General features: G+C 67.4%; 11 protein-coding genes. 5 read left to right on the forward strand and 6 right to left on the reverse strand.

The genetic code is table 11. The features are described 5' to 3' along the window. Positions 1 to 152: 152 nt before the first annotated feature. Positions 153 to 1322: a glycosyltransferase family 2 protein gene (locus R6Y94_RS34520; protein ID WP_318400580.1), complete on the reverse strand. Its 1170-nt coding sequence runs from the start codon at positions 1320 to 1322 to the stop codon at positions 153 to 155. Positions 1323 to 2938: 1616 nt separating this feature from the next. On the opposite strand from R6Y94_RS34520, the gene R6Y94_RS34525 reads away from it, so the two are divergent. Continuing rightward, entirely contained in the window at positions 2939 to 3598 is a 660-nt protein-coding gene (locus R6Y94_RS34525) for a hypothetical protein (RefSeq protein ID WP_318400537.1), read from the forward strand. 153 nt (positions 3599 to 3751) lie between these two features. Here the strand turns inward: R6Y94_RS34525 and R6Y94_RS34530 are convergent, their stop codons facing one another. Beyond that, the gene (locus R6Y94_RS34530) at positions 3752 to 4699 is read right to left on the reverse strand and encodes an SDR family NAD(P)-dependent oxidoreductase (protein WP_318400539.1); all 948 of its coding nucleotides are present in this window, start codon (positions 4697 to 4699) and stop codon (positions 3752 to 3754) included. Positions 4700 to 4801: 102 nt separating this feature from the next. Between R6Y94_RS34530 and R6Y94_RS34535 the strand changes: the two genes are divergently transcribed. From R6Y94_RS34535 to R6Y94_RS34550, 4 genes are all read left to right on the forward strand, one after another. Further along, positions 4802 to 5473, forward strand: coding sequence for a TetR/AcrR family transcriptional regulator (locus tag R6Y94_RS34535; protein WP_318400541.1), 672 nt, complete (start codon positions 4802 to 4804; stop codon positions 5471 to 5473). Positions 5474 to 5768: 295 nt separating this feature from the next. Next, a complete protein-coding gene (locus R6Y94_RS34540; protein WP_318400543.1) occupies positions 5769 to 6149 on the forward strand; it encodes a hypothetical protein in 381 nt (126 codons plus the stop codon). A gap of 462 nt (positions 6150 to 6611) precedes the next feature. After that, the gene (locus R6Y94_RS34545) at positions 6612 to 7922 is read left to right on the forward strand and encodes a low temperature requirement protein A (protein WP_318400544.1); all 1311 of its coding nucleotides are present in this window, start codon (positions 6612 to 6614) and stop codon (positions 7920 to 7922) included. 711 nt (positions 7923 to 8633) lie between these two features. Beyond that, positions 8634 to 9299: a hypothetical protein gene (locus R6Y94_RS34550; protein WP_318400546.1), complete on the forward strand. Its 666-nt coding sequence runs from the start codon at positions 8634 to 8636 to the stop codon at positions 9297 to 9299. A 267-nt stretch (positions 9300 to 9566) separates the two neighbouring features. On the opposite strand, the gene R6Y94_RS34555 is transcribed toward R6Y94_RS34550, so the two are convergent. From R6Y94_RS34555 to R6Y94_RS34570, 4 genes are all read right to left on the reverse strand, one after another. After that, positions 9567 to 9740, reverse strand: coding sequence for a hypothetical protein (locus tag R6Y94_RS34555; RefSeq protein ID WP_318400548.1), 174 nt, complete (start codon positions 9738 to 9740; stop codon positions 9567 to 9569). Positions 9741 to 10062: 322 nt separating this feature from the next. Continuing rightward, entirely contained in the window at positions 10063 to 10515 is a 453-nt protein-coding gene (locus R6Y94_RS34560; protein ID WP_318400550.1) for a hypothetical protein, read from the reverse strand. 90 nt (positions 10516 to 10605) lie between these two features. Beyond that, positions 10606 to 11640, reverse strand: a complete 1035-nt coding sequence (locus tag R6Y94_RS34565; protein WP_318400551.1) for an SDR family oxidoreductase — start codon at positions 11638 to 11640, stop codon at positions 10606 to 10608. Between the two features lie 1008 nt (positions 11641 to 12648). Further along, positions 12649 to 13443, reverse strand: coding sequence for a DUF1963 domain-containing protein (locus R6Y94_RS34570; RefSeq protein ID WP_318400553.1), 795 nt, complete (start codon positions 13441 to 13443; stop codon positions 12649 to 12651). Positions 13444 to 13605: the final 162 nt, after the last annotated feature.

The following is a 13605-nucleotide window of genomic DNA, read 5'->3' on the forward strand; positions in this document are numbered from 1 at the left end:
CCACGACGTCCACATAGCACCGCCGGCACCCGAGATGTGGCACCAGACGTCAGTCACCAGCACCAAACCGGCCAGCGGCACCAGGAAACCGAGGAAATCGACCAACCCCCGGCCACGCCGTACGGGTTAAGTCACGCTTGCAGAACCCCCGTCTATGCTGGAGCCACGACTGGCGTAACCACCCGCGCGACCCGTCCAACCTCGTTGAGCACCGCGTCCCGATACCGAGGGCTCAACTGCTGGACGCGCGGCAGGATGAAACACCGTTCGATGCTTTGGTCCGGATGGGGAAGCGCACATCCGATCAACGAAAGGACCTCGTCCGGCGGTCCCTGGTCAAGCAGACTCTGGGCGGTCGCGTCCGCGGGCTGCTGGCGGTCGTCGAGGGTGACGCCCACGACCAGGACGCTGCCCCCGCCGGCCGAACCTGTGATGACCCCCAGCCGGCCACCGCCGGTAACCGCTGTCATCTCCCGCCTGGCGTCGCCGAGCCATCGCGCCGCGTCGGCAGGGCCGAAGGCACGCAACAGTTCCACCTCAAGGTTCGGCCACTTCGCCAGGAAGTATCTCCCGTTGGCACGGTACTCGTCGTCCCCCAGGCGGCCGGACCGGAAATGTGGCTGGTGCACGCCGTACACATCCTCCCGCATGATGATCGGGGTCCCGCTCCGCCAGACCCGATAGCCCCATTCCACATCCTCAAACCCCCACCCGTGGAAGTTTTCGTCGAACGAGAGGCCGTGTCGTTGTACCGTCGCTACGGGTATCGCCACCAGACCGGCCCACACCCCTGTCCAGGCCACCGCCGGATCCCGGTCCAGCCGCCGATCCAGCCGCACACCGGGGCTGGCCTGTAGCTCCGCCAAGGCCGCGCGATAGTGCTCGTACGGCAGCCCGCTGCCGGGCACGTCGCCGTCGGGGACGGTGTAGACACCGTCCGGCCGGTAGTCGATCATCTGACCCACCAAGCAAACGTCCGCCTCGCCGGAGTAGTACTTCTCGTGCAAGTTCTGAAGAAAGCTGGACGGCAGCACCATGTCCGCGTCCATGAGGAGCAGGATCCGCCCGGACACCTGCCGCAAGGCCAGGTTTCTAGCGCGGCTGCAGTTCCACCCACCGTTGACCATGACCGTCACGATGGTAAGCCGATCGGCGTAGTCCTGACAGACGGCGACATACTCCGGTGAGTAGTCGATCGCGCCGACCACGACCTCGAAGCGCGAGCTGTCCATCGTCTGCTCCGCGAGTGACGTCAGCGCCCGCCGGAGGTTAGGCAGCCGCTGCCGGTAGGGGATCGCCACACTGAAGGTCGGCTTGCCCATGCTGAACACTCCAAAATGGTGTGTGAGCACTACTGAGGGTCTTGCCAGAGATTACCAGATCTGTCAGCCTTGGCAAGGATGCATTTACCTGTATCGAAGGAACGGCGCAAGAAACCGTCGACGATCGAAGCGAAAGACGAGGTCTGCACACGGGGCGGCCGGCGCCCGAATGCAAGTGCAGGTGCAACCAGGAACGGGGCACGAAACGCACGTCAACGTGTTCGTACCCAAGATTGAACGAGGTGAACAAGATAGGCATGGTGTACCGGGATGCCACGCTCAGATTTCCGAACCGGACTGTCGCAATTCGGCCGCAGGGGTGGGTTGGCTGCTTCGGTGCCGTCACGGTATGGCTGGTCCTGTGGCGGGGGCCGGCGAGGAAGCGACATGCAGGCGAACGGTCGTCCCGAGTGGCTGGGAGGCGTCAGTGGAGCCGGTGACCTCGGTGCTGTTGGCCTCATTGCTGTGCCAGCAAATGGACTTCCTGAGCTGTCTCGTTGCGGTCTCCGGCCGTTGACGTTGACGTTTAACTGGAGCGGGCTCGCATCCCCCTGTCTGTCAGTCACACTCGGTTGGCTGGTCCAGTAGGTACTCGTGGGAAGCCGATGCCAATGGACCTCAAGGACCGAAGTCAATATGGCTATGGCGCCGAGCGCCGGCGGACCGAGCAGTGCCCATTGACACCAATGCGTGGGGTCCTGACGGAGCCACCAGGTCATACTGCGAAACGACGCAGACCGAGGCCGACAGGTCCTTCCGGCAGCCATGGACCAAGAGCGACGCGGCTACCGAATGATCGTGCTGCCTCGGTTCGCGGTCGGGATGGTGCTGGCCCGCAAACTCATCGCCGCCGAGAACCCCCACGACGCGATCTTCGCCTCCGACGCGGCATCCGGCTGTCACCCAGCAACGTCCGCCGTCAGTGGCGCAGGTCCGCGCGACACCGACTCGCCTGGGTCACCCCGCACACCTTCCGCAAGACCGTGGCCACCCCCAGCAAGGAGGATTAACGACACCAAGAGCGCCGCAGCACAGCTTGGGCACTCCAGCGAAGAGGTGACCGACTACTACATCGCCAAGCCCATCCAACCCCCGGACGTCTCCGAGTTCCTTGAGCGCCTCGGCGCTGACCGGAACAGACATCCACACCTGTAGCACACAACGATGCTCACGCATGGTAAACCTGGTTGCCTCCCCGGGTAATTGGGGGTTTTCGGGGGGCGGTTCAAATCTGGTGTCGTTGCCCATCCCGTCGGCCATCGTCGGCCGGGCTCAGGCTCGACGTGACTGACGCCGCAGTCCGGGTCGACCGGGCCGCCGAGGATGTGTTGGCGACGTTCCTGGCGGCACGTTCAAGGGCTGCCTACCCCCAATACCTTGGAGGCGAGGGCCTCAGGTGTCTAGGGTCGATGAGGCTCTCGGGCTTGCCAAAGGTGTAGCAGCTCTGCCCAGGTACTGATGCCACCGGTGACGCGTTGCCTTCGCGTCGTGGCGTTCCGCAGCATCGCCTCCACCCGGCCGTCTCGGAGGCAGAGCTCTCCGACCAGCTTACGGATGTACGCCGCGGCCTCGTCAGAGCCTTCGCGGACGCTGACGTCGATCGCGCTGGTGAACACGTGGACGTCCTGGTGTGCGAGGGCTTCGATGGTGCGTTTCCAGGTGCCGTACGGCAGCCCCGGCGCGCCCGGATCTTTGCCGGACAGTACGACGACGGCACCACCTCGTTCAGCCACAAGGTGACCGTCCGGGCGGACGGCGCCCCCGACCCGCTGCTCCGGGCCGGCGGGCCCGCCCCGCAGTACCGGATCAGCCTGCACGTCCTGACGCGGCCGCTGCTGCGGTACATCCTCGTCGACCCGGCCACCCGGCTCACCGCCGACGACGCCGGCACAGCACGGACTATGCGCGACTACCGCGAGACCGTGACCGAGCGCCGAGACGTCCACAGGACGTTCGCCGGCCGTCAGTACGCGTGCGACCCGATCGTCGAGCCCGCCGAACACGGGTACCTGCGGACCACATCGATCTACGTGTTCGACGAGACGGACGCCTACTGCCTCGGATTCGTCCAGTCACTGCTGCTCACGATCCGGCCCGAGCCGCTGCGGGACGACCTCGGCATCCAGCCGGAACTAGCCGCGTTTCGGCGCAGACTCCGGGAGCGCCTGCGGACGGAACGCGCGCTCCACCCTTACAACATGATGCTTTTGAGTCTTGCCCACGTGCGGCGACCGGTCCTGGGGCCGCACGTGGTCCGGGCCCTGGACGGCTACTGACCCGATGGTCCGACCGGCCCTGTCGCCGCCGCCCGTGTGCCTGTTCCCGATGCTCGCCGGATGGCCGCCCTCGAAGCGGAGTGCGAGCGCCTCGTCGGTCTCGGCGCCACCCGCTTGCGCCACGACGAGCCGGACGCCTCCTGTCGGCGCGGGCTACATCGTGATGGCCGATCCGGAGGGAAACGAGTTCTGCTTGGACCGAACGGCGGGGAACTTCACCCCGGTGAGGTCTTCGGAGACGGCCCACAGCCGCTGCTGGACGGCTATCTCGTACGACTCCGGGCTGGAGGTGACCAGCCGGGGGTTGCCCATGATTTCGTTGCGTCCGCCGGGACCGTAGTACTGGCCGCCGAGCACGGCGGGGTCGGTGGCGGCGCGCAGGGTCGGCAGCGCGCCCATCGCCGGCGTTTGGGTGATCAGCGGCGCGAGCCAGGTGAGCGGAAGCCGGAGGGCCGCGGGGGTGTTGCGGGCGAGCTCGGTGCTGGACATGCCGGGGTGCGCGGCCACGGCGACGGTGGTGCCGTGCGTGGCGAGCCTGCGCTGCAGCTCGTACGTGAACATCAGGTTGGCCAGCTTGGACTGCCCATAGGCGGCGGCCCGGCTGTACGACCGCTCCCACTGCAGGTCGTCGAAGTGGATCGCGGCGCGGATGCGGTGGCCGGTGCTGCTGACCGTGACCACCCGCGAGCCGGGCACCGGCAGCATCAGGTCCAGCAGCAGACCGGTGAGCGCGAAGTGGCCGAGGTGGTTGGTGCCGAACTGCATCTCGAAGCCGTCCCGGGTGGTCTGCTTCGGGGTGTACATCACGCCGGCGTTGTTGATCAGCAGGTCGAGCCGGTCGAGCCGGGACCGCAGCCCCGCCGCCGCGGTCCGAACGGAGTCGAGCGAGGTCAGGTCCAGCGCCTGCACGGTCACGTCGCCGATCATGCGGGCCGCCGCCTGCTCGCCCTTCTCGACGTTGCGCACGGCGAGCACCACGGACGCCCCGCGCTCGGCGAGCGCCTTGGCGGTCTCGTACCCCAATCCGGTGTTGGCCCCGGTCACCACGGCCACCCGCCCGCGCTGGTCCGGAATGTTCGCCGTCGTCCACTTCTCGCTCATGTCAGGCTCCCCACCACTAACGTACCGGAGGTATCTTGTGTCGACGACGGTAAGGTACTTTCGGTACGTTGTCAACGTACCGAAGGTACCTAAGTTAGGCTGGTGATCGTGACTTTCCAGCGGGCGCGAACCCAAGAGCAGCGGGAGATCCGCCGGCGGGCGATCCTCGACGTGGCGGCGGCGATGCTCGACGAGATGCCTGTGGCCGCGGTCACCCTGAACGAGCTCAGCCGCCGGGTAGGCCTGGCGAAGCCGAACGTGCTGCGCTACTTCGAGTCTCGCGAGGCGGTGCTGCTGGAACTGCTGGACCGCTACCTGCAGGAGTGGCTGACGGAACTTGCCGGCGAGTTGGCCGCCGGCATCGACGAAGATTTACCCATGGCCGAGCGAGCGACAGCGGTGGCCGAAATCCTCAGCCGCTCACTCTCCGGCCGAGTGGTGCTGTGCGACCTCTTCGGCGCACAAGGCAGCGTTCTGGAACACAACGTCTCCGTCGAGGTCGTAGCACGCTACAAGCGCGCCTCCCTGGACCGCCTGACAACCATGACCACCCTGCTACAGAAGTACCTGCCGGAGCTGGACGAAAACGCAACACTGTTCAGCCTGCAAACCATGGTCATGGCCGGCGCGCTGTCGGCGTACAGCACACCCCCACCCAGCCTGCAGGCGGCCTACCAGGCCGAGCCCGATCTTGCCCGCTTCCACTTGGAGCTGAAGGACTACTTGAACCAGGCCCTGACCGCAACCCTCCTGGGCGTGCTACCCCGCGGCTGACCTGCGTTGCGCTGGACAGGTCACGACCTTCGTATTTCGCGGGGTGCGCAAGCTCGGGCCACCGGTCGGCGCGTGGGCAATGAGATCACGGTGGTGTACTCGTCGTCGATCTCGCCGTCCTCGGCTGCCGCAGCTCAACCCGGACCAAGCATCGACACATTTGCTCAGATCGCGGGAATGGGGCCCGAACTATCTGGAGAGGTGGGGCCAGAACCACCCAGCGAAAACACCAGACGCTGGACCCTACCCGAACCGACCCGGCCGGCCACCCGTCGGCGACGACATCCGTGCCCTGGTGCTGCGGCTGGCCCGCGAGAACCCGCGGTGGGGGCACCACAGAATCCAAGGCGGACTACAGCGGCCCGACTATCGGATCGGTGCCGGCACGATCCGACGAATCCTGGCCCGCCGCCGTGTCGGCCCACCGCGCCACAAGCGGGACACCAGCTGGCGTACCTTCCTGCGCAACCAGGCCGCCGGCCTGCTGGCGATCGACTTCTTTCACCTGGACACGGTCCTGCTGCGACGCCTGTACGCGCTGGTGGTCATGCAACTCGCCGACCGACTCGGCCTCACCACCCCCGTCCTGCGTGCCGCGGACCTGCTCGTCTTCCCGTCCTCCTCCGCGACCGTGCCGCCACCACCGACCTCGTCCACACCGTCCCCGCGCCACTGACCGAAGCGCGAACCGCATGATCACCAGCGGGCGGCGCGGAGCCGGGAAGGCACGCTGAGCCGCCTTGATGCACGCCTGCACGTCGACACCGAGTGTCTCGCCGAAGAACGGAGACGACCGGCAACAGCAGGACGACCGGGCCACCGCTCAAGATCCCGGCGAACGAAGGATGGGCCTGGATGCGACGGATCCGCCGGCACAGCACGGTCACCGAACCCGTCAGCGTGTAGGCGAGGTTCGTCACCGTGTTCCCTCCGGGACACCGTCCAGCTATGCGCCGCTGGAAATGCGTCGCCGGAGCTCACCAGATTCGCCGATCGGCCGCCCGCCTACGAGCAGATCAAATGGGTCGCGGACTTCACCCACCGGGGCCGGCCTGCCGGCCGGTGTTGCGGATGACTACAGTGGCTTCGAGTTTCGGCATCGGCCGACTGGATTGCCTGAAACACTAGCCTCGTGAGCATGACACCGGGCGTCCGGGCTTCTCGCTGGATCATGCCTGGCGCCCCCGGAAGTCGTGTCACACGACTGGAACTTCTATACGACCTGATCTTTGTGTTCGCGTTTCTTAACGTCACAGTCCTGGTCGGCAACACCCTGCGACCCCGGGCAATCATTGCCGGCATTGTCGTGTTGGCGCTCTTGTGGTGGTGCTGGAGCGGCCTTGCCGCGCTCGGAAACATCACCCGCGCCAATCGGGGCGCCCTGCCGTTGATCGGGTTCGCGACGATGGCGGCCGCCTTCATACTGGCACTGACCATCCCCCAGGCCTTCATGGACCAACCGGGTGAGTTGCGCGGACCGGTGGTATTCGCCGTCGCTTATCTGATGGTACGGGCGTTGACCGTCGGCGCATTCTGGTTCGTCACCACGCCCGGAACGCCATCACGGCGGCGACTGTGGCTGCTGACGGCTGCCGCGGGGCTTGCGGCAGTCCTCGTCCTGACCGCGGCTCTCGCGTCCCTGTGGGCGCCTGATCCGAGGTCCACGGTGTGGATACGAATCATCCTGTGGTGCGTGGCAATGGTCATGGAGGCGGTTGCCGCTCGGACCCCACCCTATTCCGGGTGGGCGGGACTCTCCGCTGGGCATTGGGCGGAACGCCATGCCCTGATCGTGCTGGTGGCGATTGGCGAGTCAGTGATCTCACTGGGCCTCGGCGCCGGAACCCTGGCCGAACTTACTCTGACTGTACCCATCATCGTTGCGGCCGTGCTGGGGATAGCCTTGGTCGCCACGCTGTGGTGGCTGCATTACGATACGTTTGCTTTAGCCGTCGAACAGGTCATACATGGCGTGCGGGATAAGCGACGTATCCCGCTGACACGGGACGTCTACACCTACCTGCACCTGCTGTTGATAATGGGGATAATCGGCACTGCTCTCGGGCTCAAGCTCGTGGTCAGGACCGTGGCCGGCGAAGCTGGACGTCCGCTGAACCCCACCGAGGCTCGCATCCTCTACCTGGGGGTAGTCGTCTTCCTCCTCGCCGAGATCAGCATTGCCCTACGTACCTTCGGGGTCGTGCCCCGGCCGGCCCTCTTCGCTGCCGCCGCACTCACCGCTGTGGCCGCCGCCGCTGACCGGGCGCCGGCCCTCGCTGCGCTCGGGTTCCTCACCACAGCGTGCGTCATGCTGGCTCTGGACCAACGCCTGCGACAGGCGGCCTTCCGTCAACGCGTCCGCCAGTCCGCGTTCCAGGAGGAGCAGGTGGTGGAGACTGCCTTGAATCGTTGGCGGGTTGAGCACCGGCAACGGCGGCAACTGTTGTAGCGCAGGATTTGCGAGGTCGAGCTGGCGTAACACCTCAGGTGTGGATGCGCTGCTCCCCCGCCTCGTCAAGACGATGTGGTAGCACGCGAGGTTGGAGCAGCCGTCGCCGTACTTGGAGAGCCCGAGCGGGTCCTGCGCATCCTGGCCGCATTGTGCCGCAGAGGCGGTCGTACCGCCGATCTTCGGCCTGGCCGCCGAACTTTCGACACCGACTCTGGAACGGACAGCCGCGCCAGCGGGTGCCCGGCGCGTTCCTCGTCATGATCGTCCCGCTGCTGGCGAACGGGATGATCGTACCGCTGGCCTGATCCAGCTATCCCGTAGATGTCGCCACGGCCAACTTCTCCCGACCGCCAACTGCGGCGTTGACCGAACCCTCGAGGACCAGCGGCGGGCCCAGGGCGGCTGAGGATGTCTTCCGATCGGCGGATCCTGGCCGGAAAACACGAAATCGGACCGCCGACGCGTGAGACTCGAGGAAGGCACATGTACGACTCATGGTCGGGAGGACGTCAGGTGTTCATCCTTCGTGACCATCGGGCTCACGGTGTGGATCAGTGGGGCGGTCACCCGCTCGTGCCGGCGCCCTCGCGATCGACGGCGCACAGCCCGGCCTCGCGGCTGGGCACCGAGGCATAACCGACTTCCGTGCCAGACCGCCCTCCTGCTCGGTCAGTCAGCAAGTCCTTCCTCCGGCGGCTGGACTGGGTCATGGGCGGCCTGGCGGTACTGTTTCTGGCCGTCGTCCTGGTCGAGCCGCTCAACCGGAACCCGACCCTGTCACTCGCCTTGACAATTACCGGATACGTACTGTGGGCGGTCTTCATCGCCGAATTCGTCTTCCGGCTGTGGCTCGCCCCGGATCGCCGGCGGTTCCTCAAACAGAACTGGTGGCGGCTCCTCATCCTCGCCATACCGTTCCTGCGGCTCTTTGCCCTGCTACGGGTACTCCGGATCGCCGCCCTCGCCCAACTCGTCGGCTCCGCCGTACGCGGCTCACGTTCCGCCGCCCGCCTGCTCTCCGGACGGCTGCTGCGCCTGGGCATCTTCACCGCCATCGTCATCCTGGTCGCCACCCACCTGACCTACCTCGCCGGCGGCCCCCCGTCCTATCTACAAGCGCTGCACGACGTCGCCCTCACCACGATCGCGGGCCAACCGCTCAACGCCAAGAGTGGAGTCGGGCAGATCGTCGAGGTGGTCCTGGCCGCTTACTCGGTGCTTGTCTTCGCCACCTTGGCCGGGAGCATCGGCGCGTTCTTCCTCGACGAGGAGCGCGCCCCCGATAACGCTTCCGATCCGGTCCGCACCGCGTCCGAGCCCGGCGATCAGACCGACGACCAGCAGGGATCCCCCCGATCCCGGCATCGACCATGATGGCTCAACTATGTCCCGGAGCGTGCCGCACCGGACCATCAGCAGGTGCCGGACGCCGAGAATCCGCAGAGTCACCCCCGCCGGGCAATCACCTGCCCACAGAGCCTCCGCAGCGCGGACGCGGGTGCCACCAGCGGGGCGACGCTCCCTGATGGGTTCGGGTCACCCCCGCCGATCCGCACGGCGTCGTCACGGCTCACCGCACCTCACGCGCTCAATCCTCGATCGACGGTGCCCCGACTCACCGGACCAGAACCCATCGACCAGTCAGCGCCGCCATCGGCCCAACAGGTAGCCGGCGACCAGCGCCAGTCCGACGGCAATCACCGTTGGCCGGACCAGCGTGGACTTGAGCCGCTGGACCCCCTGCCGGGGGTCGGCCGTGACGCCGGCGGCGTCACCCACCGCACCAGTCACCATCTCCTCGATGCGGTTCTTCATGACTGCGCTCGCCTTCCGTGTATTCAGCTACGCGATCGAACCATCCCCGGCAGCTACCCACTCAGAAAAACAGCAAACACCTGAATTTCGAGGTGCACAGGGCGCAGCACCAGGATGGGTGTCAAGCTGTTGGTGACGGCGCTGACGGCCCAGGAAAGACTTCATGTCGTCCCACGCGGTCATCGCCAGAAACGCGATTTGCTACTCGCATACCCGCCACTCACAGTAGCGGCGAATTCGACGCCAGGGCGTTGCCGATGCCCGCCCACGGCCTGCCGCCCAGAGGTGACGATCGGCAACGGTAAGCCGCAGGGTGCCGGGGTCACGAGTCGCCTGCCACGTTCCGCCGTTGCTGGGCTGACTCGGCGATCGCCATCTGTGCTCCGGAGAGGAGCAGATATGTTCCTGACAACAAGGCGCCAGCGAGCGGCCACGCCGCTGTACCGGCCAGTAGAGCTCCGACCACCCAGGCGACGCCGATGGTCAGACCGACGGAGAGGAAGCTCAGGGACACACCGAAGGCGGTAACGGTGATTGACTCCTGCTCCAACGGCGTACGGAAGCCTCTCGTGGCGAGCATCTCCATGGTGCCGAACGAGGCGGCCGCGCCGAGGCCGAAGAGCACGGCGTCAAGGCCGGTCGGAGCGCCCACCTGCGAGTTGAGGAGGGCGAACCCGCCCGTGACCGACACCGAGAACCCGTACGCCTGGCCGTTGTTGCGGATGGAGGCACGGACACCACGGTAGAGGTCGGCTTTGAAGCCGTTACCTGACATCCTCGGCCTCGCCGCCCAGCCGCCGCCCGCGGCGCCCACCGGCGCGGCGCCACCCGACCGCCGGACCGTCCCCGGCCGGCCACAGTGAGCTCATGGGCGGGTCAGCAGCCGGGCTGCCGCGCCGGCCGCGCCGAGCACGCCGGCGGCCGCCACGAGCAGAATTCGATGCTGGGAGGCCCACACCTGTGGACTACGGCGGTGGGATCGGCGGTCGAACGAGCCATGCGCGCCGAAGTCGTGGCCCTCGGCCGAGCCGACGGGGTGCCACGGGTTGGCCGAGCGGTGCGGACCCGTAGGCTTGCTGGTCTGCTGGGAGCAGTAGCCGGTCCGGGCGAGGTAGTGGTCGAGCAGACCGGGAACGATCCGGTTGGCGAGGATGGTGGCGACGGTGGAGGTACCCACCCAGTACTCCCGGCGCGGCTGATGGGCAGCGTGGAAGATGGCCCTGGCGGCCACCTCCGGTTGGTAGATCGGCGGCACGGGCTGCGGCTGCCGTTCCAACCGGGACAACACCCAGCCGAACTGCGGCGTGTTGAGCGCCGGCAGGTGGACCTGGGTGACCCGTACCCGGGTACCGCAGCGCAGCAGTTCGCACCGTAGCGACTCGGTGAAGCCGACGATGGCGTGCTTGGCACCGCAGTATGCGGACTGCAGCGGGATCGACCGGTGGGCGAGCGCGGATCCGACCTGCACGATGGTGTCGTGGTCGCGCGACAGCATACGGTCGAGCACGGCTCGCGTGCCGTACACGAAACCGAGGTAGGTCACCTCGGTGGCTCGGCGGAACTCGGCCGACTCGATCTCGGTGAACGGGGCGAAGACGGCGGAGAATCCGTCGTTGATCCACAGGTCGATCGGACCCGGCTGGGCCGTGACCCGGTCAGCCGCCGCCTCCACCTGGTCGTAGTCGGCGACGTCGGTCTCGATGGGCAGGGCCACGGCACCGGCGGCCCGAACATCCTCGGCCGCCGCGGCCGGTCCCGCCGACCCCCGGGCAAGGAGGGCGATCTTCCGGGTGCCGGAGCCGGCCAACTCACGCACCGTGGCCCGGCCGACCCCGGCGGTGGCTCCAGTTACCACCGCCACCTCGGGCCGGCGGTTCCGGTACGTCGTCGAACTCCCCATGCCAGGTACCCGCCTCCACGCTGTTCACCCAGGTACTGGATCTACCCCGGTTGACCTCGAATAACCGCCGCTCGGGGAGGACTCGGTGCGGCAGGCGCGCGATGACCGCAGCCCGAAGCCGTGCCACGGGTGACCCGCTTGCGCGGCTGAGCAGACCGTACCGGTCCTCGTACGTGGCGTGAGCGAGGACCAGGCCACGCACCGCGACGATCAACTCAGGGTCGTCCAGACCGCTGTCGTGCAGCCGGGCCAGATGCTCCTTCGCGTTCTCCGCCCGGTCAGCCCGGCACGACCCACCTCCGCACCGGTTTGAGTGCTGTTCCCGTACCAGATCTCGGGACGGAGGCCGGACCGGCGATGGGCGACGTCGGCCACCGGGTCGGGTTCCTCACCGACGGCCGCCGGCAGGTCGCTGGCCTCGACCCCACGACCTTCCCCGCGACATGGCGGCCGCGAGCGCCGCGACCGGGACGGCGACGCGCAGGGCGCGGCGCCACCACGGCGCCGCCGGCGGCCGGGGCAATGCTGTCGACTCCTCCGGACGGCCATCGGGGACGCCGTCCGGGTCGCACACTCGGGCCAGTGCCATCACCTCCGCGATGTGCAGGACTCAGCGACCGGTGCCGGCGTCGGCGATCTGGGTCTTGCGGGAGAACCCGTCAGCCACGACGAGCGTGTCCGGGCTCGCGTCCCGGACCCCACGTGCCCAGGTCGTAGGCGTAGCACCACCTTCAGCAGTGGCCCGTCGAACCTGGGATCGCGGGTCAGCAGCCAGATGATCATCCCTTCGTCGCCCCCGGCCCGCCTCGGCTTCCCGTTGCAGGTACCGGTGCGGCCACTCGGCCACCGCCTCTCGGCGTCCGGGAACCTGCGGCTTGTAGCGAAGAGCGGGCAGCGCGGCGCACCGTCACGTGACATCCGGGAAGGGCGCCGATCCGGGCAAGCGCAGCGGCGAAACCGACGGCGCCGAAGACGACGATCCGGGGGCAGCGCGGTCGGCAGAGCTGATCAGGGGTTGGCCCACAGCTTGACGAGCGGCCGGTCGAAGCGCCGCGCCGCCATGTCCTGCTTGGTGATCGACCAGTACATGGAGCCCATCGGTATGCCGTCCCACTGTGCCAGCAGTACCCAGTCGTCGGGCCGGGGCCGTTCTTCGAACACGGGGCCTCCTTCTATACCCAGCTCGTCCAGATGGGCCAACGTCTGGGTGGACTGTGTGACCGGATCCCCCCAGCCGTCCTGTTCCGATGCGTACCCACCGATCCGCAGCGGAGGCCATCCGCTCGACTCCTCATCGTCGCGCTCTACCTCCCGCCACGCCTCGCGCAGCTCATTGGCGTGGGGATGCTCTGCACGGTCGACGATCACGTCGTCGGGGAAGAAATCATGATCGGGCAGGGATACGTCGTACTTCAGGCGCAGCTCGCCCAGGTCTCGCAGCTCAGCCAAGAGGTCTTCGGACGTACTGAACGCGTACAGGCTGGAATCGGAATCGGAATAGTCCAGCTCGCGCGCCTCGACGACCGTGCCGGCAGGGACGTATACCACGTGACCGCAGAGGCCGTCGGCTTCGCCCAGGTCGACAACGGCGAACAACAGGAGGTGACCATCGGGCGGTAGCGAGAGCCCTGTCGCGTCCTCGGGCAGGGCCGCAAGGTCAAGAGTGGCGATGAGGTATTCGGGCTCCTCCGAGCTCCAGAGAAGAGGTACGTCGGGCGGAAGCATCACCGGCCCCCCGCCACGGCCCACGACCGGCCCGTCCACCTTTGACGACAGCACTGCGCACGGGCGTGCCAGCCCCATCCAGCGCTCCACGTCCGCCGAAGGGATTCCTCGCCCGAGTGCCCTCGCTCGGAACCGGTCCAGCTTGGCCAACATCCCCGGGTTCAAGGTGCGCGTACCTCCCGCTCGGTTTGCCGAGCGACTCTACTGGCGAGCCGTCCGAGCGACATCACCGGCGCCGGC

The sequence above is a fragment of the Plantactinospora sp. KLBMP9567 genome (assembly GCF_033446045.1).
GTDB lineage: Bacteria > Actinomycetota > Actinomycetes > Mycobacteriales > Micromonosporaceae > Plantactinospora.